The following is a 24534-nucleotide window of genomic DNA, read 5'->3' as shown; positions in this document are numbered from 1 at the left end:
GGGTTTATGGATCGCATACTATTGATGAAGTCCATCACAACTGTGACTGGTTGCAAAAAACTTGACAAAAAAAATCCCGATCATTGCTGATCGGGATTTCTTATCTATGGCGCATCAAAACGGAATATAGCTTGGAGAAATCGCGTTATAAATACGCCGCTCTACCGCTGGACCGAGCCGTTTTGGCTAATAGCCAACTCAACTCACAAAGGATCAACGTTGAGCATATGTTTTCTACTTAACGGCAGTTGGCTGGACGATACTGAGGAATAATCGAACCAGCAGTGCACGTCCAGGTAATAGAGTTGTTTGTACCAAGAACAGGGGTCAGTACGAACGTCTGACCACGAATTGCTGTGTTCACAGGGGCTGCGTTAAGCGCAGTTGCGGTGATCACTCCGTTGGCAATTGTAACGGACGCAGTATAGGTACCCGAAGCACCGCCATAGTTTGCAGCGGCGGGGTTGGCAGGGAGAGCGCCAGTAGTCTGGAAGGACTCGGCAACCGCGACCTTGGCACCATCCGTGAGCGTTGCCAGCTCTGCTACTTGAGCACGGATTGTGTAATCCTGATATGCAGGGATGGCCACCGCTGCAAGGATGCCCACGATCGCCACAACGATCATCAGCTCGATCAAGTTGAAACCTTTCTGTAGTGCTTTTTGTGCTTTCATCGCTTACTTCTCCGAGGCGTCAATTTTAAGTGCCTTGAGCGAAACGAAGCACACGTCATGCCAACTGGAGGAGCTTAGCAATTTATATCGACAAACCTTTCAGGGGTTGCCAATCAGCTCCAGAAATCATCAGAAACTGACAATTTTCGTCACATCCCTCCATGCCATTTGGCAGCACCGTCCGACTGCGCTATAAACCTCACACTGTCTGCATCTGGTGGTTTTATGAGTGATGTTGTTGTCCTTACCGGCTTGGCCAAGCAACTGGTCGTTGCTGAGCTTCTTTCCGAAAAAGCCGCCCAACAGGCTTACCAACAGGCGCGACGCGACAAAATTTCGCTGGTCAGCTATCTAGTCCAGAACAAGCTGGTCAAAAGTCTTATTTTGGCGGAAATGGCGTCGGAGCAGTTCGGCGTTCCATTCATGGACCTCTCCAGCCTTGACAAGGAAAGCCAGCCCAAGGGGCTAGTAAGCGAAAAGCTCGCACGTCAACACCACGCATTGCCGCTCTGGCGCCGTGGCAATCGACTTTTTATTGGCATCTCGGACCCCACTAATCATCAGGCTGTGACTGACATTCAGTTCAGCACTGGTCTGAACACCGAAGCGATTCTTGTAGAAGACGACAAGCTCAGTGTTGCCATCGACAAGTTCTTCGACAGCGACAGCGGCTTAGGGTCGATGGCTGATATCGACCTGGAACTCGATATAGAGCCGGGCGAAGGCGTCAAAGAAACATCTATTACCAGCCGAGACGACGCTGATGATGCTCCGGTCGTGCGCTTCGTCAATAAAATGCTGCTGGATGCCATTCGCCTTGGCTCGTCCGACTTGCACTTCGAACCTTATGAAAAAGTGTTTCGTGTGCGCTTTCGCACCGACGGGATACTGCATGAAGCGGCCAGACCGCCGATCAATCTGGCCAACCGCATCGCTGCACGTCTGAAAGTCATGGCCAGTCTGGATATTTCGGAACGGCGCAAGCCTCAGGACGGGCGAGTCAAGCTTCGCGTCTCCAAAACCAAGTCCATTGATTTCCGGATGAACACCCTGCCGACGTTGTGGGGTGAAAAGATCGTAATGCGTATCCTCGACCCCACCAGTGCTCAGATGGGCATTGACGCGCTCGGCTACGAGCCGGACCAGAAAGAGCTGTATCTGGAGGCGCTTAAACAACCGCAAGGCATGATTCTGGTTACAGGCCCGACCGGCTCGGGCAAGACGGTTTCGTTGTACACCGGCTTGAATATACTTAATACCGTGAATATCAATATTTCTACAGCGGAAGATCCGGTAGAAATCAACCTGGAAGGCGTCAACCAGGTCAACGTAAACCCGCGTCAAGGCATGGACTTTTCTCAAGCGCTGCGTGCGTTTTTGCGTCAGGACCCGGACGTGATCATGGTGGGTGAGATTCGCGACCTTGAAACCGCCGAGATTGCGATCAAGGCATCACAGACCGGCCACATGGTGCTGTCCACACTTCACACCAACAGCGCGGCAGAAACCTTGACTCGTTTGCATCATATGGGTGTCGCGGCATTCAATATCGCTACGGCAATCAATCTCATCATTGCCCAGCGACTGGCGCGCAAGTTGTGCAGTCATTGCAAGAAAGAGGTGGATGTGCCTCACGAGACGCTGATCAAGGAAGGCTTTCCTGCGTCAGCGGTCGGTACCTTTAAATTGTATGGCCCGGTCGGGTGCGAGCACTGTAACGGCGGCTATCGTGGACGCGTGGGTATTTACGAGGTCGTGAAGAAAACACCTGAGCTGGAACGGATCATCATGGAAGAGGGAAATTCGCTGGAGATTTCCAGGCAGATGCGCAAGGACGGCTTCAATGACCTGCGAACATCCGGCTTGTCGAAAGCCATGCAGGGCATTACCAGCCTGGAAGAAGTCAATCGCGTGACCAAGGATTAAGCATGGCCAGTAAAGCAGTCAAAGTCAGCATCTTCACCTGGGAAGGCGTAGACAAGAAAGGCAGCAAGATCAGCGGTGAATTGAGTGGCCACAATCCGGCGCTGATCAAGGCTCAACTTCGCAAGCAGGGCATCAACCCGACCAAAGTCCGTAAGAAGTCCGTGTCCATCTTTGGCAAGGGCAAGAAGATCAAGCCGCTGGATATCGCTTTTTTTTCTCGGCAAATGGCGACGATGATGAAGGCAGGCGTCCCGCTATTGCAGTCTTTCGACATCATCAGCGAGGGCGCGGAAAATCCGAACATGCGCTCGCTGGTAGACTCTCTCAAGCAGGAAGTGTCGGCCGGCAACAGCTTTGCGATAGCCTTGAGGCAAAAGCCTGAATATTTCGACGATCTATTTTGTAATCTCGTCGACGCCGGTGAACAAGCGGGTGCTTTGGAGAGCCTGCTGGATCGCGTAGCAACCTATAAAGAGAAAACCGAAAAGCTCAAAGCCAAGATCAAGAAAGCCATGACCTATCCTGCCGCAGTCGTGGTCGTCGCAATGATTGTTTCAGGTATATTGCTCATCAAAGTAGTACCGCAGTTTCAGTCCGTATTCGCTGGTTTTGGCGCTGAATTGCCGGCTTTCACGTTGATGGTCATCTGGCTCTCGGAAGTCATGCAACGTTGGTGGCTAGCGGTTCTAGGACTGCTGATCGGCTCCGGTTTCATGTTCAAAAAAACTTATAAGAAATCGCAGAAGTTTCGCGATGGCGTGGACAGGTTTCTTCTAAAAATTCCCGTCATAGGCCCGCTGATTTTCAAATCCTCAGTAGCTCGCTATGCACGAACCTTAGCGACGACCTTTGCTGCCGGTGTCCCGTTAGTCGAAGCCCTTGACTCGGTCGCAGGCGCTACTGGCAATGTGGTGTTCCGCAATGCCGTTCAAAAGATCAAACAAGACGTATCTACAGGGATGCAACTCAATTTTTCGATGCGCTCTACAGGTGTCTTTCCTAGCCTGGCTATCCAGATGACGGCCATTGGCGAAGAATCGGGTGCGCTGGACAGCATGCTCGAAAAAGTCGCCACCTATTATGAAGATGAGGTCGATAACATGGTCGACAGCCTTACAAGCCTCATGGAGCCGATGATCATGGCAGTGCTGGGTGTCATTGTCGGCGGCTTGGTCATAGCCATGTACCTGCCGATATTCAAACTTGGAAGCGTTGTCTGACATGCCCCTCCTCGACTTTCTGGCCAGCTCGATGCTGGCCTTCGTTATTTTCAGCGCCATACTCGGCCTGCTGGTCGGCAGCTTCCTCAACGTCGTGGTTTATCGTCTGCCAAAGATGATGGAGCACGACTGGAAAGCCCAGTCGCGAGAAATACTTGGCTTGCCTGCCGAGCCTGAACAGCCCACCTTCAACCTGATCCTCCCACACTCCCGCTGCCCGCACTGCGCGCACCAGATCCGTCCTTGGGAAAATCTTCCGGTGGTCAGCTACCTGATGCTTGGCGGCAAGTGTTCGCAATGCAAGGCTCCGATCAGCAAGCGCTACCCGCTGGTTGAGTTGGTCTGTGCGTTGTTATCGGCCTATGTGGCCTGGCATTTCGGCTTTGGCTGGCAGGCGGCGGCAATGCTGGTACTGAGCTGGGGCTTGCTGGCGATGAGCCTGATCGATGCCGACACGCAGTTGCTGCCCGACTCATTGGTGCTGCCGCTGATGTGGTTGGGCCTGATCGTCAACGCATTTGGCCTGTTTACCTCGTTAAGTGACGCACTGTGGGGTGCCGTGGCCGGTTATCTCGCGCTGTGGTCGGTGTACTGGCTGTTCAAGCTGATCACCGGCAAGGAAGGCATGGGCTACGGCGACTTCAAGCTGCTGGCCATGCTCGGCGCCTGGGGCGGCTGGCAGATCCTGCCGTTGACGATTCTGCTCTCGTCACTGGTGGGTGCCATTCTTGGCGTGATCATGATGCGATTGCGCAACGTCGAATCCGGCACACCGATCCCCTTCGGTCCTTATCTGGCCATCGCGGGGTGGATCGCTTTGCTCTGGGGTGGTCAAATAACCGACTCCTATTTGCAGTTTGCCGGTTTCAAATGACCCACCCTGATCAAAAACCCTGGACTCTCGGCCTGACTGGCGGCATCGGTAGTGGTAAAAGTGCGGCAGCGCAGGGTTTCATTGACCTGGGTATCCATACCGTGGACGCCGACCACGCTGCACGCTGGGTGGTCGAACCCGGGCGTCCGGCACTGGAGCAGATCGTCCAGCATTTCGGTCCGGGCGTTCTGCAGGCCAGCGGTGAACTGGATCGCGGCGCACTGCGCAAGCTGATCTTCGAACAGCCGGAGGAACGACGCTGGCTGGAATCACTGCTGCATCCGCTGATCAATCAGGAAATCACCCGCTACCTCGCCCGAGCCACATCGCCCTATGCGATTCTGGTATCGCCATTGCTGATCGAGTCCGGTCAGTACCGAATGGTCCAGCGGGTGCTGGTGATCGACGCGCCTCAGCAATTGCAGATAGAGCGCACCATGCTGCGCGACCGCTCAAGCCAGGAACAGGTCCAGGCCATCCTCAAGGTGCAGGCACAGCGCGAAGAACGCGTGCGTCACGCCGACGACGTGCTGATCAACGACCGCGACCCGGCCTGGCTGAAGAGCGAAGTCGAACGGCTGCACCACTTTTACCTTACTTTGCGTGGAGGCCAATCATGAGCCAACCAATGACCGTCCAATGCCCGACCTGCGGCGCGCCCGTGGAATGGAGCGCGGCCAGCCCCAATCGTCCGTTCTGCTCGGACCGCTGCAAACTGATCGATCTGGGTGCCTGGGCATCCGAAGAACACGCCATTCCGGTGAGTCCGGATGCCGAGGACGATCTGTTTTCAGGTGATCTGGAAGCGCCGCACAGAGGCCACTGAAGCCCGGACCTCTTTTTGCAGATGTTCCCGGAGGTTACGACGGCAGCGATGGGCTGCAAAGCAGCCCTCTGACCCGCCGAATCATCACTGCCCTCAGGCCTGCCTGAATACTCTCTGGATAAATACAAAACCCCGTGGGAGGCGACTTGTCGGCGATAGCGTCAGGCCAGTCGCTGAAGAACTGACTGAAAAACGCATCGCCGCAAGCCGCCTCCCACGGCCTATGTATGCCCCCGTTACAGCTTTTCCAGTGCCGCACGCAACGCCTCGGCACTGCCAAACTGCTGTTGACTCACCAACTGCCTATCGCGCAATTGCAACCATAGAACCTTACCCTCGTCACCCGCGTATTGCGGCACGATGCGGGCTTCGCGGTCGAGCATGACGCGGTAGGTGTAGTCGCGCATCTTGGGGATGGCGAACATCCTGGCGATGATAGTCGGCATCTTCTGAATGTCGGCGACGAAGACAGTATGGCGCGCTTCGAGAAAGCCTTTGGGTTTATCCGCGAGCGCGGCATTGACCAGTTTGGCGGCGTCCATGCTTCTGGCAACCAGCAGGGTCTGGGTCTGATCGTTCAGGGTGTAAGGCTGATCATATTGGTCGAGCAACGTCCAGGGTGCCAGGCGCTCACCGGTTTGCAGGGCATTGGCCGTCAGCGGCAACAGGACCAGAAGCAGTATGGGCAAAAATTTCAACGGGGCACTCCTCGAAAAGGTACTGTTTGCCAGAAGGCCGTTGCGGCCGATGATGACGAACGCCAGTCTACACCCACACATTCACTCTTCCAGTTACAGCGATTAGAACGCTAAGCTTGGGCCTATGGATGACTCAGACTACTTACGCCTGTTGACGATCCAGGCCGAACAAGCCAACGCCTTTCTTTCCAATGCGCGAAAGTGGGAGCGTGAGCGATGGGTTTGTCAGCGCCTGTTGCAGGGTCTGAATATCCCGCACCGTAACGAAGACTTCACGCCCGCAGGCCAGGAGCCGCCGGACGTGCTGTTTCGCGACGCCTGCTTCGAGGTGTTTTTCGTGCTGGATGAAGGCCGTCGTCTCAATGACGAATGGCGCGAGGAACTGGAGCGACGACGCAGTGCCTTTTCCCTGAGCCAACTGGTGCGTCGCGAAGCCAAACCCAAGCGCATACCGGCTGCCGAACTGCTACGACGCCTCGCCCCCACCCTGCGCAAGAAATCCCACAACTATCGCGAACGGGGCCTGGACCTCGGCGAGCTGGACATCATTGCCTTCGCCAGCCTCAAGCGCGAAGTGCTGGACCTCAACAGCCATTTCCCGCCGCCCACCGAGTACCTGCGACAGGGCTGGCGCTCACTGTCACTGGTAGGCCCGACCTTCGCTCGGGTATTGTTCGCCCACCCGGATGCTCCGGATTTTCTGCGGACCAATCTGGGTCGCAGTGTCGTGTTCGATGTAGGAATCAGCTTATGAGCCCGTTGCAGGAACTGCTGGCGGATGTTCCGCAACAAGGTCGGGTACGCTGGATCGGCGTACGACCCGAATCCCGCGTCGACATGATCGAGCTGGACGCCGTGGAAGCGCGTCGCGAGGCCGGGCTGACCGGTGACCACTCTCGCCCAGGGCCGCGCAACGCCCGTCAGGTCACGCTGATCCAGTGGGAACATCTGTCGGTGGTCAGTTCGCTCTTGAACCGCCCTGCCGAAAATCCCATCGTGCCGCAGGATCTGCGCCGCAACCTGGCGATCAGCGGCATCAACCTGTTCAGCCTCAAGGGTCGGCGTTTCAGGATCGGCCAGGCCATTTTCGAAACCACCGGCTGGTGCCAGCCTTGCGCGCGTCTCGAGCAACGTCTGGGCCACGGGACTTTTCAGGCGGTGCGCGGGCATGGCGGAATTACGGCCCGAGTGATACAAAGCGGAATCATCCGGCTGGACGACACGCTTCAGGTCGAACCGCTGGACAGCAACAATCTCTGGCCCCCTGCCAGGCAGCACGCTAGAAACGAAACATAAGACGAGACATAAAATGAGCAGCCGTCTGAACCCGGACGACCAAAGGCGTGTCGAAGAGTACCTTCAGACACCCCAGCATCAAGTCGAGCGCAGGCCATTCCGGCCGTGGCTGCTCCTGATAATGGTGGTTGCCGTGGTCATCGGACTGGGGCTGCTGAGCCGTTTTTTGAGCCATCTGACGCTATGAGCTGCCTTGCGCTCGCGAAGATCGAGCTCCCCCCGAATTCCTTAAACCTTCTGAGTAATCCTTATGACGCATCGTATTGTCATCGTTGGCGGAGGCGCTGGCGGTCTGGAGCTGGCCACCCGTCTGGGTAAGACCCTGGGCAAGAAAGGCACCGCCAGCGTCACGCTGGTGGACGCCAACCTCACGCACATCTGGAAACCGCTGCTGCACGAGGTAGCCGCCGGGTCGCTGAACTCGTACGAAGACGAGCTCAACTACGTCGCGCAGGCCAAGTGGAACAACTTTCAGTTTCAGCTCGGGCGCATGACCGGGCTCGATCGTGCGACTCGCCAAGTGCATCTGGCCGCCACGCTGGACGAAAACGGCGCGGAGCTGGTTCCGGCACGCAGCCTGGGTTATGACTCGCTGGTGCTGGCGGTCGGCAGTACCACCAACGACTTCGGCACCAAGGGTGCGGCCGAGCACTGCCTGTTCCTCGATACGCGCAAACAGGCCGAGCGTTTTCACCAGCAACTGCTCAATCACTACCTGCGCGCGCACGCCGGGCAAGCCGATTCCGCTCAGGAAATCACAGTGGCCATCGTCGGCGCCGGAGCCACTGGCGTCGAGCTGGCGGCCGAACTTCACAATGCGGCTCACGAACTGGCGGCTTACGGGCTGGGCCAGATCAAACCGGAAAACCTGCGCATCACCGTGATCGAAGCCGGTCCGCGGGTTCTTCCGGCATTGCCTGAGCGCATCGGCGGACCGGTTCACAAAACCCTGAACAAACTCGGCGTGACAGTCCTGACCAATGCAGCGGTCAGCGAAGTAACCGCCGACAGCCTGATCACCGCCGGCGGCGACGTTATCCCTGCCACGCTGAAAGTATGGGCGGCAGGGATTCGTGCTCCTGCGTTTCTGCATGAGCTGGACGGGCTGGAAAGTAACCGGATCAATCAACTGCAGGTGTTGCCGACCCTGCAAACCACGCGCGACGAGAACATCTTCGCTTTCGGTGACTGCGCCGCCTGCCCGCAAAAGGGCACCGACCGCAACGTGCCGCCCCGCGCCCAGGCTGCGCATCAGCAGGCGTCGCTGCTGGTCAAGTCGTTGCGCCTGCGGATCGAAGGCAAAGCGCTGCCGGAGTATAAATACAAGGATTACGGCTCGCTGATCTCGCTCTCAAGCTTCTCGGCGGTCGGCAATCTGATGGGTAACCTGATGGGCAGCGTCATGCTCGAAGGCTGGCTGGCGCGTATGTTTTACGTGTCGTTGTATCGCATGCACCAGATGGCGCTTTACGGCACGTTCCGCACCCTGATGCTGATGCTCGGCAGCCGGATCGGCAAAGGCACCGAACCGCGAATGAAGCTGCACTGAGAGAAAACGGACGCCAGTCGCTTCTCGGCGCACACCCCATCCTGATAAAAAAGGCCTGAAAGCTCACACTTTCAGGCCTGCTAACATCAAACAGCATCCCTGCCGTCAGCTCACCCTGAACCGCCCCACCAGTCCTTGTTGCTGCTCGGCCAGCCGGGCCAGTTCGCGGCTGGTGACGGCTGTCTGCTCGGCACCGGCGCTGACCTGGATGACCAGCGTATTGATGTCGTTGACGTTGCGGTGGATCTCCTCGGCAACCTGACTCTGTTGCTCGGCGGCCGAGGCGACCTGGATGTTGCTGTCACTGATGGTAGCGATGCCTTCGGCGATTTCTTCCAGCAACTCACCCGCACGCACGACATTGCTCGCGCCTTCCTGAGCCTTGCCGAGGGTTTCCTGCATGGAAGTGGCGGCGCGGTCGGAGCCGGATTGCAGATTGGCGATCATCTTCTGAATGCTGACGGTGGAATCCTGAGTCTTTTTCGCCAGATTGCGTACCTCGTCGGCGACCACCGCAAAACCACGGCCCTGCTCACCCGCACGGGCCGCTTCGATGGCGGCGTTCAGCGCCAGCAGGTTGGTTTGCTCGGCAACGCCGCGAATCACATCCAGCACCGAGGAAATGGAATCGCTTTCACCTTTGAGCGCGTCGATGATTCGGGATGTTTCTTCAGCCTGCACCTCAAGCCCCTTAATCAGGCTGATGGTGTTGTTGATTTCGGTCTTGCCCTGCATCGTGCTGGCATTGACCCGTTGCGACATTTCGGCGGCGTCGGTGGTGCTGCGCGCCACGTCTTTGACCGTTGCACTCATCTCGCTGATGGCGGTAACAACCAGATCTGTGCCCTGACGTTGCTGCGCCACGTTGTTGCTGGTCTGCAGCGCCACAGCCGAAGACTGCTCGGCGGCGGTCGCAACCTGCGCGGTGGCACTGCCAATCTCGCGGATCACTTCACTGATCTGCACGGCCATGTTGTCCAGGTTGCGTGAAATCTCGCCAAATTCGTCTTTGCCCGTGTAACGGGTTCTGGCCGTGAGGTCACGCGTGGAAAGCGAGATCAGGGTGCGGTTCACATCGATCACCGCGATCTTGATATTACGAATGATCACCGAAGCCAGCCACAGCACGGCAATCAGCATCAGAACGACGGTGGCGATGGCCACATACAGGCTGCGCTGAGCATCCTCGCGCTCATCGTTGGCCAGGCCCACTACGGTCTGACCCAGCTCGCCCTCAACCTGAGCCATCTGGTCGATCCGGCTGGTGGACAGGTTGAACCAGTCTTCGGGCTTGATATTGAGCGGGTCGCCCAGTGGCGTATCGAAACCCAGTTTTTGCAGACGAGCCACTTCTACGGATGCAGGTTGTTGCAGAACCGCATCCAGCTTGTTCTTGAACGCAACAGGCGCCCAACGTTGAAAGGCTTCGAAGTAACCGGAGAATTCGCCCATGTTGCGGCTGAAACGCGACAACAGCGGAGCATCGAATCGGTTCTGGTTGAACGCCAGGCCCAACAATACTCGCTCGCGGCCTGCGCGCTCCTTCATGTCCACGAACTGATTGAGCGAACTCAAGGCGCGCAGGATTTCCGGATCGTCAATGCTGGTTTCGAGAGAATAGTTGAAGCCGACCAGCGTCTTGATGAGATCGGTAAAACGGGCACCGGATTCGGTGTTGTTGATTGCCAGCGTGTCCACTTTCAGACGCAGTGCGGTCAGATCATCCAGCGCGCGCAGCATTTTGTCCGGTGCGGGAATATCTTCAGTCGATTGCGCACGCATCTCGCCGACCGCCTTGTCAGTCTCCTGACGCAGACTTTTAAGCTTGTCCTGCATGGACTTGCCGCCACTGCCCAGAAAAACGCCGCTGGCGCCGCGCTCACGCTGGATGGTGGTTACCACGTCACTCAGTTTCTGTGCAGCATTGGTGGCAGTGACGGCGCGGTTCATCGCGCCAAGCGTTTCGCTTTTGTCAGCCACAAAAATCCCCGCGAAGGCCAGAAAGCCCAGCAGGGGAAACATCAAAATCAGCAGTAATTTTGTACTCAAAGGAGCATTTCTAAGCATTGCACACCTCATGACTTGCAGACTTTTTGATTAAAGCTACCTCCGGCGAACGTTCTGTAAGTGACGTTTTGATAAGGCCAAAGACGATTCATTAGTAGCCTGCCGTAGCCAGTCCTTTCTCCGTTTGAACTGTTTCGGCCGCCCACCGCCAAGCTTTACCCGGTCAGGTGAATTGCCAGAAGTAATGCGAGAATGGATCCAATGAGATGACGCGCAGAACAGGTGCTTGAGAAGGTTTTCGTGGGTGCGACGCGGCTATTACCTGACGGACTGCTCATGGCCTCTGACGTGTGAACACTTGATAAGTGCAGTCGTTATCACTGAATGATTAATTAATTAACTATCTTCTAACAACTATCTGAAAACATAACTAAAAACCCGACACCCGCTCCATATTAATTCAGGATCGCGCCACGTTACGATTAACTGATCAACGCCACAATCGCCATTCATTTCCGGCCTGGCTACTCGCATAAGCAAAGCATGCAATAACTGCTTTCAGCCCAGCCAAATACGCGTAACCGCTCTACTTTATAGCCTCCGGATGCATACCGCTATAGTACAGATGAGCTAATGGATCATACAAAATTGCAAATGCATCAATCGCACTGGCTTTAGCCGCTGGCCACTAGTACACACGTGCTATTCCCATCCCAAGTTCATCTCTCGATACTCCCGTCGTTGGCACCCCGCCTAACGGAAACGCCGAAGCCTTCGAAGCCGGCAGCCACTGTCGTGGCTTTTATGGAGTATCTGGAGTCGCTATGAACCCCTTATTCAGAATATCCCCTCTTGCTTTCGCGATTACCCTCGCGCTGCTCCCGGAGACACAGGCAGCGGACTTTGTTCTTAACGATGCTCAGGAAACATTCAGCAGCGACCGCGCAATCGATGGCGAGATCAGAGTCCGGTCCACGGATGGCAACACGGCCAGCCTCACGATCAACAATGGCGCGACTGTGACCAGTGAAGGCGGCGAGATGATTGGTCGGGCCAGCAGCACCGGCGTCAACATGGCCAAGGCCAGCGTTGTGGTCGAAGGGGCGGGTTCGCGCTGGATCGTGCCGCGCACCTCATTCGTGCTGGGTAACACGATCCGTATCGGTGGTGCCGGCCAAGGTGATCTGACCGTCCGAAACGGGGGCCAGGTGTCGGTAAGGGATCTGGATCTGGGTGACGTTTTCGGGGCCAATTCCAACAGATTTTCGCAAGCGGACCTGTTGGTGAGTGGGCAGAACTCTTTGGTCGACGCAACCAACATCACGGCCGATGGCGTCTTTGTCTATAAATCGAGCATTACGGCCAATGATGGCGGCAAAATCAACAGCCAGGACGTGAATATCGAATCCACCGTCAGGCTGTCTGGCGCAGGCACGCGCTGGGACAATAGCGGGGCTTTCCGCAACAGAGGCGATCTGACGCTTGAGAACGGTGCAGTACTGGCGACCAACTCAATGACGCTGGGATCTGCCATCAGCAGCATCAGCAATCAAGTGAACATCTCCGGCCAGGGCACCCGCCTCTCCGCGCAAGACCTCACCCTCGGCAGCGACACCCGCACTTACCTGACACTGTCCGACGGTGCCGAACTGAGTGCCACCAACGGCATCCTTATCAGCACCATAAGCGATATCAACACGCCAACAGAAGGCACGCTCGCCGTGGGCGGTTCGGTCACAGTGGACCCCAACCGTACCGATGTCGATTCCACGACGGCTGGAGCGGCACAGGCCGCGGGTCGAATCGATCCGGCAACCGCCATTCGCTTTGGTACCGGTAACGGATACCTGGCGTTCAACCATACGGACGCCGACCTCCAGTTCGCCAACACTTTGAGCGGAACAGGCCGGGTGTATGCGTTCAACGGAAACACCACCTTGAGCGGTGATCTCTCTGGGCTGGCCGGTAGCGTCGTCGTGCGCGGCGGACGTCTCGTGCTGTCGGGGAACGTAGACCAGGTCAACCAGCGCGGCAATACGGCCACCACCCAGAGCCTTTCACGGTTGAACGTAGGTAACGGCACCCTCGTGGTCAACGGCACAGTGGGGCGCAGTCAATTCGGGACCTACACCAACAGCGCCCAAGTGCTGGACGGCGGCGTTCTGGCCGGTGTTGGTCAAGTGGGCAGCACCCAGGTAGCGTCAGGCGGCACCCTGTCGCCAGGTGAGAACGCCATCGGTGCGCTGGCCATACAAGGCGACCTCGATATGGCAGCAGGCTCGCGTTACGCGGCGGACATCGCAGGCGATGGCAGGGCAGACCGGATCAACGTGAGTGGCACCGCCACCCTGCGCGGAACGCAGGTCAACGTGACCGCGCTGGACCCGGCGCAGAGTTATCAGAGCGGCAGAACCTACACCCTGCTTTCCGCTCAAGGCGGCCTGGTCGATGGTGCGACTCCCGGAACAGCTTACGCACAGGCGGCGACCAATTCGGCGTTTCTGAATGTCGGATTGCAGCGCACTGCCAACGATCTGAACCTCACCATCGAGCAGAAAAACATAACGCCAACCCCAACGCCTACCCCAGAGCCGACACCGACACCGACTCCGACTCCAGAACCGACACCGACACCTACACCTACACCTGAGCCCACGCCTACGCCTACACCTACGCCTACACCTACACCTACACCTACGCCTACGCCAACTCCAGAACCGACGCCTACGCCGGAACCAACGCCAACGCCAACACCAACTCCAGAACCCACGCCCGCTCCTGCGCCGGGCATCTTCCAGACGGTCATGGTGACCTCGAATCAGTTCAATACCGCTGGCGCGCTCAGCGCATTGCAGCAGAGCGGCGAGTCCCTGCGTCTGTACAACAACCTGCTGATTCTGGATGCAGACAGCGCGCGCGATGCGGCCGATCAATTGTCCGGTGACTCGCTCAGCAGCACCTCGACCGCCCTGATCGCGAACAGCCAGGTGGTGTCCGGCGTATTGGGCACTCGCCTGCGCGGCCTGCTGGACCCGACCACCGTGCGTATGCCAGCCATGGCGCTCAATCTGATGCCCACCACGCCACCCGCCGAAAACGGCGCGTGGGTGCAACCCTTCGGCAACTGGACGAAGTTGGGCGGGCGTGACGGCGCTGGCGGCCTGCACCAAAGCACCGGCGGTGTGTTGTTCGGGGCGGACGGCAGCTTTACGCCGGATTGGCGCGGCGGAGTATACGCCGGCTACAGCCGCTCCAAGTTCGACGCCGATGATCGCGATGCCAAAGGGCACAGCGACAACTACCACCTCGGTCTTTATACCGGCGCCCAGATCGACGCCCTGCGCCTCAGCGCAGATGTCGGTTACACCTGGCATCGACTGGAAAGCGAGCGGAACGTGGCGTTCGCCGGATTCAGCGATCACCTGACCGGCAAACGCAACGCCGGATCACTGCAGGCAAGTGGCGAAGCGGCTTATCGCATACCGCTCGGACGCGTCGCTCTGGAACCTTTCGCAGGCCTGTCGTATGTCAGCTATGACGCCAAAGACATGCGCGAAAAAGGCGGTGCGGCCGCTCTGGACGTGTCCAGCGACAAACAGAACACCGTCTTCTCGACGCTGGGTCTGCGCGCCTCATCGGATACACGTATTGCGAACCTCAATACTCAAGTCTACGGTTCGTTGGGATGGCGACGCGCTTACGGGGATCTGGATCCGCGCAACGTCCAGTCCTTCGCGGGCGGCCCGAACTTCGAAGTGCAAGGGGTATCGCAAACACGCAACACGGCGTTGACGGAAGTGGGTGCGAAACTGCGATTGAATAGCCAGACCGACCTGGGACTGTCTTACCAAGGCCAGTTCGGTTCCGACACCCGCTTCCACTCGGTGAATGCGGGTGTGACGGTCCGCTTCTAACCGGACTCGCAGCCTTGGGCTGGATGACACTGCTGGCGGCGTCGCCGAGAGTGGCATTCAGCTCAGGCTCATCGAGCCACCTCGAGATTTGAAACAGCGCAATACGTGTCGAAGCGATCTGTCCGCCAGCTTTGCCAGGCGGACAGTTGCACAGCGACAGTACATCGCGGCCTTGGTCAACGATATATCCGGCACCAACTTGACCAGGTTACTGCGCCACACGTCAGGACAACTGATAAACACAGCCCAACAAAAAAGGCGTCCCGAAGGACGCCTTTTTTGTTGGAATCAAGACAACTGTTCTTGATTCCTGATCTTCAACCCTGATACAGCCGGGTGAAAATGGTCGGGGTAAGGGGATTCGAACTCCTGACATCCTGCTCCCAAAGCAGGCGCGCTACCGGACTGCGCTATACCCCGATGATGCTAAAAAACACCTCCGAGGAGGCGTTTTTTATTTGGATGACGCTTGTGGCGTCACTCCCTAAGATCCAGCCAGATACAAACTGGCCAAAAATGGTGGGTCGTGTGGGATTCGAACCTACGACCAATTGGTTAAAAGCCAATTGGTTTCACACCCTCAGTTTAGGCAGAACCTCCTGATGAAGGCTCTGGATCCAATCCGCAGTCTCTAATGTCCCCATTAGAGGCTTTAAATCATGTACATAACCTCGCTTTTGTCCACCAAAGGTGGTGTCGGTAAAACCACTTTGGCTGCCAACATCGGCGGCTTCTGCGCCGACGCCGGCTTGAGGGTCCTCCTCCTCGACATGGACCCTGTACAGCCTTCGCTGTCCTCCTATTACCCAATGGCACAGGAAGTCAGCGGCGGCATATTCGACCTCATCGCACATAACCTGACTGATCCAGAGCGAATCATATCGAGGACAAGCATCCCGAACCTGTCCTTGATCTTGTCGAACGACCCCAACAACCAGTTGATTAGCCTCCTGCTTCAGGCTGCGGATGGTCGTCTGCGATTGGCTTCTCTGCTGAAAGCTTTCGAGGGTCAATTCGACCTGATTCTCATTGATACCCAGGGCGCACGAAGCGTCATGTTGGAGATGGTGGTTTTAGCGTCAGATCTTGCTGTATCCCCGTTGCCACCGAACATGCTCAGCGCCCGCGAGTTTAACCGTGGGACGTTGCAAATGCTTGAAGGACTGCGTCCTTACTCGAGGCTTGGACTGCACGTCCCTCCAATCAAGGTTGTAGTCAACTGCCTCGACCAGACCGTTGACGCTCGCGGGATTCATGACGCCATCAGAAAGACCTTCGCGGACAACATGGAAGTCGATGTCCTCAACAGCACAGTTCCTGCTTCAGTAATTTTCCGCGAGGGATCTACAGCAGGCATGTCTGCACATCGGCTCGAATACAAAAAACCTTCAAATCGACGCGCGCCGAGCGCGCTACAGGTCATTCGAGAGCTTGTGGTTGAGCTTTTTCCGCAGTGGACCGACCGTTTCGAGGCGATGACTGAATCCGCCGTAGAGGCCCTGGTAAAAGGGGGTCAATGAGATGGCAAAGACAAATCTCACGGAAGCTTCCGGCATTACTCCTCAGTTGATGCAGAAGCTCAACGAGCAGTACAACTCATCACAACTGCGCGCCGCTCAGACCAAGCTTACGAACACGTCACGTGAGCTCCGCAATTTAAGCTCCGGCCATAAGATGGGCCGCGGCTTGATTAGTCGACTGGGTGATCACTTGAGCGTGGAACAGCGTGAACTGCTCTCACAGGCCGCGCAGCTCCTTGAATCAGTGAACTCTCATGTCGAGCATGCCAAGGAAAAACGTGTACGCGACGAGAAAGCGGTTAAACGTCGGCAGGAGGCTCGGAACGCAAGAGCGAAACTACTGATTGCGGCTACATATCCCCTGCCCACTGAGAGCCTGGACCAGAAACTTGAGCTCCTGAAAACGGCGCTGTTATTCAACCGCATCGGCGCATATGACAGTTTCTACTCCACAGTCGAGCTTAATAGCGAGATCCGAAGCACCTTACTGACGCCGTTTAGCAGACTGATAGGTTGGGGAAGCCTGACCGCTTACCGACTCAGTTGCCTAGGCTCGCTTCGTATCCGGCTCGTTGAGGCACTGACTAATGACATCTCTTACGACGATGGATCTGAGGTCGAGGATCGGCTAGCCGCTCTGCAGTCAAAAGTCCGTGATGCGAATGCTAAAGCCGCGCTCACAGATGAAGAACATGAAACCCTCAGACTCTGGAAAGAGGCTCTGGCAGTTGAGGCAGTACCGGAGGTACGGCCATGAGCATTGACCGCCAACGGATAATCGACAAAGTCATCAAATGCTTCGCACTGGCACGTTCTGCGGGTGCCTCTCCTAATGAAGCGGAGACAGCCCTGCGGCAAGGCCGCAAGCTTATGGAGCAGTACCAGCTAGAAGAGCTTGAGGTGGACGCCCACCTCGCCTGCGAGGCCTCAGCATCTGCGGGTACGAAGCGAGCTCCTGCAAGTTGGCTGCACAGCCTGGCAAGCACGTGCGCGAGCGCTTTCGACTGCGATTGCATTGCTTACCAAGCCCGGCCTGGTGACTGGCATTTCAAGTTCATCGGTTTAGGGGTTTCGCCGGATCTGGCCAGCTATGCCTATTCAGCGCTTCATCTGCAGCTTGTCTCGGCGCGTCGTCAGCACGTATCGCAGCTCAAACGCTGCAATCCAACCACCAAAAGACGACGTGGACGGATTTTTGCCGAAGCATGGATAGATGCGGTGGCGAACAACGTTTACAAATTCGCCGGACGACAAAACGCTGAAACTCAGCAAGCGATAAGCGCCTACCTCAGCTTGCACCACCCTACCGTGATCGAGAAAGAGCTTGAGTCTACCTCTGTTAAGGGCCACGACCTCAGATCTCAACATCAGGGCTGGATGCAAGGTTCTACAGCAGCGTTGCACAGAGGCGTCGATCAGCACTCCCCGTCCCCGGCAAGAATCGGGAGTGCTTAATGGACATTTCTCATATGTCACCTCCCCACTCCGTGGAAGCCGAACAAGCTGTACTTGGCGGACTGATGCTTGATAACGAGTCCTGGGACCTGATCGCAGACCGTATCAAAGCCGATGATTTCTACCGAGCCGAGCACCGTCTGATATTCCAGAGCATTGCTGGGCTGGCTGAATCGAACATGCCATTTGACGTGGTCACGGTTTCCGACTCCATTGCGGCAATAGAAGCTGCTGGGGGCTTGGCTTACATCAGTGAGCTTGCCAAAAACACCCCTTCTGTAGCCAACATCAAGGCGTATGCCGACACAGTGAGCAACCGAGCTCATCTGCGTCGACTCATTTCGCACGGTTATGGATGCGCGCGGGAAGCTTCGGATCCTCAAGCGATTGCGTCTGAGGTACAGGACGTCATCGAGCAGCAGCTTTTTGCCTTGGGGCAAGGACGGCAGACTTCCGACTTTATCGACGTAAACCGAATGCTTTTACGGGTAGTCGACAAGATCGACCTTCGATTCAACGCGGGTGAGTCGGTTGTTGGTTTACCCACTGGGCTTGCCGACCTGGACGAGTTGACGGGCGGTTTACAGCCAGCGGATCTGGTGATCCTTGCAGCTAGGCCCTCCATGGGTAAAACCAGCCTGGCGCTCAATTTGGTCGACGCTGCGCTTCAAAAAGATCCCGAGTCCACCGTCCAGATCTACAGCCTGGAGATGCCGGCCGAGGCGATTATCTACAGGCTCATCTCGATCCTGGGGCACCTGAACCTGGAGAAGTTGATCCGTGGGCAGTTGGAAGATGAGGACTGGCCGAAGCTCTCGATGGCAGTGGCAAAGATCAACTCGTATGGCGATCGTCTTGTAATCGATGACCAAGCGGACCTGACGCCTTCATCAATCCGTGCAAGGGCGCGCAGAGGCGCGCGGCGTTTTGGAAAGCCAGTCCTAATATTGATCGATTATCTGCAAATGATGAAATGCCCAGGCAAAGAAAATAGGGCCAATGAAATCAGTGAGATATCTCGGTCACTCAAGGCGTTGGCCAAAGAGTTCGACTGCCCTGTCGTGGCGCTATCTCAACTCAATCGAGAACTGGAGCGGCGTCCGAACAAGCGGCCTATCAACGCAGACCTTCGTGACTCTGGGGCCCTAGAGCAAGACGCTGACCTGATTCTGTTCGTATATCGGGACGAGGTTTACAACCCCGACAGCGAGCACAAAGGGATCGCCGAGCTCATTCTCAGCAAGCATCGAAACGGCGCGCTCGGCACCGTCCGAACGGCCTTCATCCCCCAACACACCCGTTTCGAAAACCTCTCGGCCACCGCATGGCAAGGAGCTCGATCATGAGCGCGCGCAATAAACCTCTTTGCATAACTCATGAGTGTCGCGCTTGCGGCCACCACCACCCTTTCACTGCGGTCATGCCAGCAGGAAAACGTGCGCCCGAGTGTCCTTCGTGCCACAGCGGTGAAGTCGTCGAACTGGAGCTGGTGCACCCACAGTGGAGCGTTGTGGCCTCCAGTAAGGCACCAGACAGCAAGGAGTACACCGTCGTGTTCCGCATGAGCCCAGGTACTTCCAGAAAAGCCTTCATGACAAAACTCACTGACACCTTTGTCGACCACGAGGTTGAAATCCTAGAGATCCAGTCGGGTGACAAGCTCGGCGGATCGGGAGGCCAGTGACATGCAGCTATATCACACCACTGAAGAGGATTTGCCGATCCAGTCGGACCGGGAAAAAGAGCGCCTCCGGAGCGATATCGAAAAGGCCATGGCTGATTACTTAAGTCGTGGGGGCGCTATCAACCAGGTTGAAGCGAGCCAGCGCTCGAATGACAGCTCATTCATTATCAACTCTGAAAAAACCGCACAGTTGAAGGCGGATTCAAGCGCTCGTGGGCGGAAAAAAACAAACGATCTGACCGACACAGAGCTGGCGCGACTGCTAAAAGCCCACTGCACAGCAGGGGCATCACTGGCGTCCGCCGCTGCGACGCTCAATCAAACGCGGAAGCGTTGTGAAGCCATAGCTCGTCGCTATCAGATCCCCTTCCGCTCTGCTGCTTTTACAAAAGCGAGGGCGCGGTCATGAGCAATACATCTACGTTTCTTCGAGGCAGGAAAAAGTCTCTGCAGGACTTGGCTGACTTCGCCATCTCACAGGGATGGGCAGTGCATCGCACTCATGGTGGGCATATCAAGTTCACCAAAGGTGGGTGTTCACCCATCTTCACTTCTTTCACACCCAGCGACCACAGGGCCGGCCTCAATGCTCGCGCTCAATTGCGCCGCGCACAAAACCAAAGCCAGATTGGAGATCGCCATGCTGAATAACGAAGCTGTGAATATTCGTGAGGACGACAAAGACGAGAAGTTCGTCATCCGCCTACCTACCGGAATGAGGGGCCGGGTCCGTGGGGCTGCAAAAGCAAACCATCGCTCAATGAACTCAGAAATCATAAGCCGTATTGAAGCGACGCTTCGTCACGAGCAGGAGATTGCGAGGCTTACGGCTGTGATCGATGTGCTGCTCAAAGGCGGAACACCCACCAGCAACGTCATCCAACTTCCTGAGGCGGGCCAATAATCATGGCAAGCAAACTGACTGCAGATGACATCTCGGGCAAGTTGTTACAAGGCTCATTCAGTCGATCTGGCCCCGCGGTCGATCAGCTGCCGGATCCGATTGTAGATACGCCCATGGTTCTCACCCTGGACGAGATGAAAGCTTTCGAGCAAAACCCGCGCACCGTGACCAATGCGAAGTACAAAGAGATCAAAGATTCCATCAGGCAGCGCGGCCTGGATCATCGTCCTACAGTTACGCGTCGACCTGGCGAAATTAAATTCACAATCAACAACGGTGGCAACACACGCCTGCAGATTCTCCGGGAGCTATACAGCGAAACCGGCGAAGACCGTTTCTATCGACACAATGTTCTGTTTCGGCCCTGGGACTCAGCACGTGGGGAGATTATCGCTCTCACAGGTCACCTTTCGGAGAACGATCTTCGCGGTTCTCTAATGTTCATAGAAAGGGCTGTGGGCATAGAAAGTGCCCGCGCCATTTATGAGAAAGAAGCCGGTGAGTCCATATCTCAAAGGGAGCTGGTTCGAAGGCTAAGTGCCGACGGCTATCCGGTTTCCCAGTCACATATCAGCAAGATGCAGGATACGGTTCGCTGCCTTCTTCCAGTAATACCCAGTGCGCTTTATTCAGGGTTAGGAAAACCTCAGATCGAGCGTCTCCTTTCGCTACGCAAGGCTGCTGGCCAGACCTGGCTCACGCATACAGAGGGGAAAGAACACATCCCTGACTTCGAAGGTTTGTTCCAGGACGTACTTTCGCTGTTCGATGGAGATGCAAGCGAGTTTGTATACGAGCGGGTTCAGGATGAGCTGATCAGTCACATGCAGTCGGGAACGGGGCTATCTTACGAGCAGCTCCTGCTCACACTGAGTGAAAATCAGAACCAAGCACGGCGTTCATCTGTGATCGACACGCCAGTGAGTTTGACGCCAGCTCAACAGCCTCGACCTGACGGTCTTCCGCCTGAGGGTGACGTTCCGGGTATCGATCAGCAACAGGAACCAGGCATTCAGGCTCCCCCATCTGAGGCTGACAAAACCAAGGGCAAACAGGACGTCTCACCGAAGTCCTCAAAAAACGAAGCTGACAAGCCGCCTCAGGCTCCTGAACTCACAGAGGAGGAGCGCGCAGCAAGGGTTGCCGGGCATATCGTTAGCCCGATATCCACCACTGAACGTGTGCAGGATGTAAAGCGGCAGTTGGCAGCCCTCGATGGGGAAAATCTGCCCGACTTCAAGACAAATGCACTGATTTCGATACCCGTCCAAGCGGGTGGGTTACATCCCATCTCTGACGTCTGGTACATCGAACGTATCCTCGATCAGCCGGATGAATTGCGGCCGGTAATCGCTCAGCTCGCCCGGGAAATCGCCCACCTGTCAGGCATCAATCCTGACAGCGTGATTGATGTACCAGGTGGTTTGGGCTTCCTCTGCCAAGACCCTCCTGAGGATGTAGACCTCAGCGATCTGGCCAATAACGTACTGACCCTTCTCCAGTCGATTAGTGGCGTATACGCAATTGCCTTGATCAAAGAGTCCCCCGAGCAACCACTGGATGTGTCCGAGTTTCAGTTCACCGCAGCGCTGGCCCAGTTGCTGTTAGGTAGCCCGAGATACGAAGACCGTGAAGCAATTCTCCAGGGACGCTTGGACGATACCTGCATCGTGAAGCTTTTCCGACTCATTCGCCTCGGCCGACGGCTGGTGGAGCTGGAGATGGGAAGCGTCAGCGTGGTTCAGACCCCATGAGGTTTTTTTCCGACGTTGTGAGACAGGAGTTTGGTCATGTCGAAAAAACATAACCCCCTCAACGAAGCCATGGTCGCGCAAATTCTGCATCACTTGCGCAACGGTGAAGTGAGGCGTTGCCTTGATATGGGACTGGACCCAGAAATTCTGGCACTGCTCCAGCATCCCTCATCACAAAGTGTGTTGCTGAACTCTGCAGTTATCTGGTGCCGCGTGGCAGTTGATCCGGACATGGTGAAGCGTCTGCTGGCGAACAAGGAGCGCACTGATCAGGAAAACCGAATCGTGCAGCGCGCGCTTCGTTTGGGGGCGACGACCCCAATGCTGCAGGAGTTCTTCGGCATGTCCCCCCAAGAAGTTTCCTTGCAACGGGTACTGGTAGGTGTTCCTGGACGCCCTGGGCGATTCAGAGACATTCCCGATGACGCACCTCTGTGGCATAGGTTTGTGCAGTTGATGGAAGAGTACAACGTGGATCATACGGATGGTGTCGCATTACTTGATATCGCGATGATGCTGACGGAGGAGGTAAACGTCCCTCCTGAAGAGCCCCACATCGTGCCTCCGGATCAGATCACCCTGGGCCTCGTCTGGAACAAGATTCAAGGATGGCTGGCTCAGGACCTATACCCGACTGGCAAGAAGCGTAAATCGGCAAGCCTCGTGATGCTGGGGGAGTCTCGGCAACAGTCGAAAGCAAACGCTAATCGGAGCCGGCCGGGTCAAAGCCAGGCGAACAAGCCCGTGGGCAAGGTAGAAGGCGACCGGATGTGATAAGGATGAACCGGCGCCCTTCTCTGGGGGGAGCCATTAATGCCGCTGCCGGGGCTCTACAAAATCATCTGCTGCTCCAGCAATTAAAGCTGGCCCAACAGCAGAGCTCTGGCTCAGATAATAGAAAGTCGGTTGCTGGCTCAGATACTGAGGAGACACTCGACGGTATCGTTTTCAGTGGAAATCCACATGAGACGGTGCCGCGAAGCCTCCTGCTTGATGATCGACTTTCACCGCTTGAGCGCAATGCTTGGCAAGTCTTCAGATTGCTTATTAACGCAGATGGCATCACAGCCTTTCCGACTTATGAACAACTTCGTCCCTACCTTGGCTCCGTCCCAGGAAAATTCGCATCCAGAGAGACTGTAGCGAAGGCTCTGACAGTGCTTCGCTTGACGCGCTGGCTTAGTCTTGGACGCCGAGTAAGAGACTCTCTGAGCGGTCGAATGCAGGGAAACGTCTACATCCTGCATGACGAACCGGTCGGGTGTGTTGAGGCTATGGAGCTTGATCGCGACTACCTGTTGCTTGTAGGCCATTCCCTCGAGCATGCAAATAAAGCTGTCAGGACCGTGGCAGATTTGGCATTCAAAGAATTCGCAGCCGACCCTAATCAATCGACAGGTGTGCTGCCCACGCGACTTGATGTCATTGAGGGTAGATGGCGTAGTCAGGGTTGGCATGATGCACCGAATGCCGTGGATCGCGAAGAAAACCAGCCTGAGTTCGGAATCCGAACTCAGCAAGAAAGCCGGCCCTCAGCACTGAGTTCGGATTCCGAACTCAGTAAAATCAGCGAGAAAGCGAATCTCGATAGACCGAGTTCGGAATCCGAACTCAGTCTAAAATCAGCGTCATACGGCACAGTTCGGATTCCGAACTCATATAGTACGTATACGAATACAAATACATCTGTATGTAAAAGCTCTGTACCGCGCGAGGCTGTGAGCGCTCCAGTCGATCTACCTCCAGGGTTTGAAAGGTTTACAGAGGATCAACGCTTCAGGGCGATGACCGCATTGCAGAGCGTCGAGCCGACACTGCGAGAACCGTTGCTTGATCAATGGCGCCATCGTTGCAATAGCGGTTCCGTGAAGAACCCATTCGGTTATCTATTGAGCTGCATGCAGAAAGCCCTGAGTGGGGAATTCAATGCCCAGTGGCAGGCTCCTAGAGCGTCAGCTCAAAATCCACAGGCGCACTCCTCCCAGCCGAAACATCTCAGCAACGCGCCTGATCAACCAAAGCCAACTCCCCCGCCTCCCGTCAAAAAAGTCTCGCCGCAAGATCGTGACGAGTCTTCACTGGCTGCCGGGCGCAGCTCAATGATGGACATCAAGCGGATAATTCGACCGAGATCACAGGGTTGAACAGATCAGCTGAATGCTGCAATCAATGCAAGCACTGTGATTCCACTGGCATCACTTCAAGCATCGACCGAGGTGATTCCCCGGGAATCA

The 24534-nt window shown here is 56.3% G+C and carries 24 protein-coding genes and 1 tRNA gene; 21 read left to right on the top strand and 4 right to left on the bottom strand.

Annotated features, from left to right (window positions below; translation table 11 throughout):
• Positions 1-238 precede the first annotated feature (238 nt).
• The gene (locus tag BZK31_RS10105; protein WP_083182533.1) at positions 239-673 is read right to left on the bottom strand and encodes a pilin; all 435 of its coding nucleotides are present in this window, start codon (positions 671-673) and stop codon (positions 239-241) included.
• A 225-nt stretch (positions 674-898) separates the two neighbouring features.
• Here BZK31_RS10105 and pilB point away from each other — a divergent pair, with 225 nt between their 5' ends.
• The 5 genes from pilB to yacG are packed head-to-tail and all read left to right on the top strand — an operon-like array spanning position 899 to position 5519.
• On the top strand, positions 899-2599 hold the full coding sequence (gene pilB, locus BZK31_RS10100; RefSeq protein ID WP_083182532.1) for a type IV-A pilus assembly ATPase PilB: 1701 nt from the start codon (positions 899-901) through the stop codon (positions 2597-2599).
• Positions 2600-2601: 2 nt separating this feature from the next.
• Positions 2602-3819 (top strand): type II secretion system F family protein, encoded by a 1218-nt coding sequence (locus BZK31_RS10095; RefSeq protein ID WP_083182531.1) that lies wholly within the window; start codon positions 2602-2604, stop codon positions 3817-3819.
• 1 nt (position 3820) lies between these two features.
• Complete coding sequence (locus tag BZK31_RS10090; protein WP_083182530.1) at positions 3821-4693, top strand: prepilin peptidase; 873 nt, start codon at positions 3821-3823, stop codon at positions 4691-4693.
• Positions 4690-5313 carry a dephospho-CoA kinase gene (gene coaE, locus BZK31_RS10085; RefSeq protein WP_083182529.1) on the top strand — a complete coding sequence of 208 codons (624 nt, stop codon included), beginning with the start codon at positions 4690-4692 and terminating at the stop codon, positions 5311-5313. Before BZK31_RS10090 ends, coaE begins: the two co-directional genes overlap by 4 nt.
• Positions 5310-5519 carry a DNA gyrase inhibitor YacG gene (gene yacG / locus BZK31_RS10080; RefSeq protein WP_004887444.1) on the top strand — a complete coding sequence of 70 codons (210 nt, stop codon included), beginning with the start codon at positions 5310-5312 and terminating at the stop codon, positions 5517-5519. Before coaE ends, yacG begins: the two co-directional genes overlap by 4 nt.
• Positions 5520-5755: 236 nt before the next feature.
• On the opposite strand, the gene BZK31_RS10075 is transcribed toward yacG, so the two are convergent.
• Positions 5756-6217, bottom strand: coding sequence for a hypothetical protein (locus BZK31_RS10075; protein ID WP_167377907.1), 462 nt, complete (start codon positions 6215-6217; stop codon positions 5756-5758).
• Between the two features lie 124 nt (positions 6218-6341).
• On the opposite strand from BZK31_RS10075, the gene BZK31_RS10070 reads away from it, so the two are divergent.
• The 4 genes from BZK31_RS10070 to BZK31_RS10055 all read left to right on the top strand — a co-directional run bounded on the left by BZK31_RS10070 (position 6342) and on the right by BZK31_RS10055 (position 9062).
• Positions 6342-6971 carry a DUF1780 domain-containing protein gene (locus BZK31_RS10070; RefSeq protein ID WP_083182528.1) on the top strand — a complete coding sequence of 210 codons (630 nt, stop codon included), beginning with the start codon at positions 6342-6344 and terminating at the stop codon, positions 6969-6971.
• Complete coding sequence (locus BZK31_RS10065; protein WP_083182527.1) at positions 6968-7513, top strand: MOSC domain-containing protein; 546 nt, start codon at positions 6968-6970, stop codon at positions 7511-7513. The genes BZK31_RS10070 and BZK31_RS10065 overlap by 4 nt, the downstream gene beginning before the upstream one ends.
• A 13-nt stretch (positions 7514-7526) precedes the next feature.
• Positions 7527-7700: a DUF3094 domain-containing protein gene (locus tag BZK31_RS10060; RefSeq protein ID WP_083182526.1), complete on the top strand. Its 174-nt coding sequence runs from the start codon at positions 7527-7529 to the stop codon at positions 7698-7700.
• A 63-nt stretch (positions 7701-7763) separates the two neighbouring features.
• Complete coding sequence (locus tag BZK31_RS10055) at positions 7764-9062, top strand: NAD(P)/FAD-dependent oxidoreductase (protein ID WP_083182525.1); 1299 nt, start codon at positions 7764-7766, stop codon at positions 9060-9062.
• 105 nt (positions 9063-9167) lie between these two features.
• On the opposite strand, the gene BZK31_RS10050 is transcribed toward BZK31_RS10055, so the two are convergent.
• Positions 9168-11084 (bottom strand): methyl-accepting chemotaxis protein, encoded by a 1917-nt coding sequence (locus BZK31_RS10050; protein WP_167377911.1) that lies wholly within the window; start codon positions 11082-11084, stop codon positions 9168-9170.
• 809 nt (positions 11085-11893) lie between these two features.
• Here BZK31_RS10050 and BZK31_RS10045 point away from each other — a divergent pair.
• On the top strand, positions 11894-14983 hold the full coding sequence (locus BZK31_RS10045) for an autotransporter domain-containing protein (RefSeq protein WP_083182523.1): 3090 nt from the start codon (positions 11894-11896) through the stop codon (positions 14981-14983).
• A gap of 343 nt (positions 14984-15326) precedes the next feature.
• Here BZK31_RS10045 and BZK31_RS10040 read toward each other — a convergent pair.
• A tRNA-Pro gene (locus tag BZK31_RS10040) sits at positions 15327-15403 on the bottom strand.
• Positions 15404-15642: 239 nt separating this feature from the next.
• Between BZK31_RS10040 and BZK31_RS10030 the strand changes: the two genes are divergently transcribed.
• Genes BZK31_RS10030 through BZK31_RS09980 form a run of 11 tightly spaced genes read left to right on the top strand, consistent with a single transcriptional unit; the run spans position 15643 to position 24444 of the window.
• Positions 15643-16503, top strand: a complete 861-nt coding sequence (locus tag BZK31_RS10030; RefSeq protein WP_005895559.1) for a ParA family protein — start codon at positions 15643-15645, stop codon at positions 16501-16503.
• 1 nt (position 16504) lies between these two features.
• Positions 16505-17260 (top strand): hypothetical protein, encoded by a 756-nt coding sequence (locus BZK31_RS10025; RefSeq protein WP_005895556.1) that lies wholly within the window; start codon positions 16505-16507, stop codon positions 17258-17260.
• A complete protein-coding gene (locus tag BZK31_RS10020) occupies positions 17257-17958 on the top strand; it encodes a DUF2786 domain-containing protein (protein WP_005895553.1) in 702 nt (233 codons plus the stop codon). The genes BZK31_RS10025 and BZK31_RS10020 overlap by 4 nt, the downstream gene beginning before the upstream one ends.
• On the top strand, positions 17958-19304 hold the full coding sequence (gene dnaB, locus BZK31_RS10015; RefSeq protein ID WP_005895550.1) for a replicative DNA helicase: 1347 nt from the start codon (positions 17958-17960) through the stop codon (positions 19302-19304). Before BZK31_RS10020 ends, dnaB begins: the two co-directional genes overlap by 1 nt.
• On the top strand, positions 19301-19642 hold the full coding sequence (locus tag BZK31_RS10010) for an FmdB family zinc ribbon protein (RefSeq protein ID WP_005895547.1): 342 nt from the start codon (positions 19301-19303) through the stop codon (positions 19640-19642). The genes dnaB and BZK31_RS10010 overlap by 4 nt, the downstream gene beginning before the upstream one ends.
• Position 19643: 1 nt before the next feature.
• Positions 19644-20051: a hypothetical protein gene (locus BZK31_RS10005; protein ID WP_003317585.1), complete on the top strand. Its 408-nt coding sequence runs from the start codon at positions 19644-19646 to the stop codon at positions 20049-20051.
• Positions 20048-20293 carry a hypothetical protein gene (locus BZK31_RS30055; RefSeq protein WP_029572093.1) on the top strand — a complete coding sequence of 82 codons (246 nt, stop codon included), beginning with the start codon at positions 20048-20050 and terminating at the stop codon, positions 20291-20293. Before BZK31_RS10005 ends, BZK31_RS30055 begins: the two co-directional genes overlap by 4 nt.
• Positions 20283-20546: an Arc family DNA-binding protein gene (locus tag BZK31_RS09995; RefSeq protein ID WP_011267076.1), complete on the top strand. Its 264-nt coding sequence runs from the start codon at positions 20283-20285 to the stop codon at positions 20544-20546. The genes BZK31_RS30055 and BZK31_RS09995 overlap by 11 nt, the downstream gene beginning before the upstream one ends.
• A 2-nt stretch (positions 20547-20548) precedes the next feature.
• A complete protein-coding gene (locus tag BZK31_RS09990) occupies positions 20549-22300 on the top strand; it encodes a ParB family protein (protein WP_003317583.1) in 1752 nt (583 codons plus the stop codon).
• 36 nt (positions 22301-22336) lie between these two features.
• Positions 22337-23074 carry a DUF2857 domain-containing protein gene (locus tag BZK31_RS09985; RefSeq protein ID WP_003317582.1) on the top strand — a complete coding sequence of 246 codons (738 nt, stop codon included), beginning with the start codon at positions 22337-22339 and terminating at the stop codon, positions 23072-23074.
• 5 nt (positions 23075-23079) lie between these two features.
• Positions 23080-24444 (top strand): STY4528 family pathogenicity island replication protein, encoded by a 1365-nt coding sequence (locus BZK31_RS09980; protein WP_161806201.1) that lies wholly within the window; start codon positions 23080-23082, stop codon positions 24442-24444.
• Positions 24445-24534: the final 90 nt, after the last annotated feature.

It is taken from the genome of Pseudomonas floridensis (assembly GCF_002087235.1).
Classification (GTDB): domain Bacteria; phylum Pseudomonadota; class Gammaproteobacteria; order Pseudomonadales; family Pseudomonadaceae; genus Aquipseudomonas; species Aquipseudomonas floridensis.
This window is presented reverse-complemented; position numbering and strand designations above follow the sequence as displayed.

Bases quoted from the DNA above. Each gene is read 5' to 3' on its own strand.
- pilB (WP_083182532.1), top strand. From the start codon at position 899: ATGAGTGATGTTGTTGTCCTTACCGGCTTGGCCAAGCAACTGGTCGTT.
- yacG (WP_004887444.1), top strand. From the start codon at position 5,310: ATGAGCCAACCAATGACCGTCCAATGCCCGACCTGCGGCGCGCCCGTG.
- BZK31_RS10070 (WP_083182528.1), top strand. From the start codon at position 6,342: ATGGATGACTCAGACTACTTACGCCTGTTGACGATCCAGGCCGAACAA.
- BZK31_RS10055 (WP_083182525.1), top strand. From the start codon at position 7,764: ATGACGCATCGTATTGTCATCGTTGGCGGAGGCGCTGGCGGTCTGGAG.
- BZK31_RS10065 (WP_083182527.1), top strand. From the start codon at position 6,968: ATGAGCCCGTTGCAGGAACTGCTGGCGGATGTTCCGCAACAAGGTCGG.
- coaE (WP_083182529.1), top strand. From the start codon at position 4,690: ATGACCCACCCTGATCAAAAACCCTGGACTCTCGGCCTGACTGGCGGC.
- BZK31_RS09990 (WP_003317583.1), top strand. From the start codon at position 20,549: ATGGCAAGCAAACTGACTGCAGATGACATCTCGGGCAAGTTGTTACAA.
- BZK31_RS10045 (WP_083182523.1), top strand. From the start codon at position 11,894: ATGAACCCCTTATTCAGAATATCCCCTCTTGCTTTCGCGATTACCCTC.
- BZK31_RS10010 (WP_005895547.1), top strand. From the start codon at position 19,301: ATGAGCGCGCGCAATAAACCTCTTTGCATAACTCATGAGTGTCGCGCT.
- BZK31_RS10105 (WP_083182533.1), bottom strand. From the start codon at position 673: ATGAAAGCACAAAAAGCACTACAGAAAGGTTTCAACTTGATCGAGCTG.
- BZK31_RS10060 (WP_083182526.1), top strand. From the start codon at position 7,527: ATGAGCAGCCGTCTGAACCCGGACGACCAAAGGCGTGTCGAAGAGTAC.
- dnaB (WP_005895550.1), top strand. From the start codon at position 17,958: ATGGACATTTCTCATATGTCACCTCCCCACTCCGTGGAAGCCGAACAA.
- BZK31_RS09985 (WP_003317582.1), top strand. From the start codon at position 22,337: ATGTCGAAAAAACATAACCCCCTCAACGAAGCCATGGTCGCGCAAATT.
- BZK31_RS10020 (WP_005895553.1), top strand. From the start codon at position 17,257: ATGAGCATTGACCGCCAACGGATAATCGACAAAGTCATCAAATGCTTC.
- BZK31_RS09980 (WP_161806201.1), top strand. From the start codon at position 23,080: ATGAACCGGCGCCCTTCTCTGGGGGGAGCCATTAATGCCGCTGCCGGG.
- BZK31_RS09995 (WP_011267076.1), top strand. From the start codon at position 20,283: ATGCTGAATAACGAAGCTGTGAATATTCGTGAGGACGACAAAGACGAG.
- BZK31_RS10005 (WP_003317585.1), top strand. From the start codon at position 19,644: ATGCAGCTATATCACACCACTGAAGAGGATTTGCCGATCCAGTCGGAC.
- BZK31_RS10095 (WP_083182531.1), top strand. From the start codon at position 2,602: ATGGCCAGTAAAGCAGTCAAAGTCAGCATCTTCACCTGGGAAGGCGTA.
- BZK31_RS30055 (WP_029572093.1), top strand. From the start codon at position 20,048: ATGAGCAATACATCTACGTTTCTTCGAGGCAGGAAAAAGTCTCTGCAG.
- BZK31_RS10025 (WP_005895556.1), top strand. From the start codon at position 16,505: ATGGCAAAGACAAATCTCACGGAAGCTTCCGGCATTACTCCTCAGTTG.
- BZK31_RS10030 (WP_005895559.1), top strand. From the start codon at position 15,643: ATGTACATAACCTCGCTTTTGTCCACCAAAGGTGGTGTCGGTAAAACC.
- BZK31_RS10090 (WP_083182530.1), top strand. From the start codon at position 3,821: ATGCCCCTCCTCGACTTTCTGGCCAGCTCGATGCTGGCCTTCGTTATT.
- BZK31_RS10050 (WP_167377911.1), bottom strand. From the start codon at position 11,084: ATGTTTCCCCTGCTGGGCTTTCTGGCCTTCGCGGGGATTTTTGTGGCT.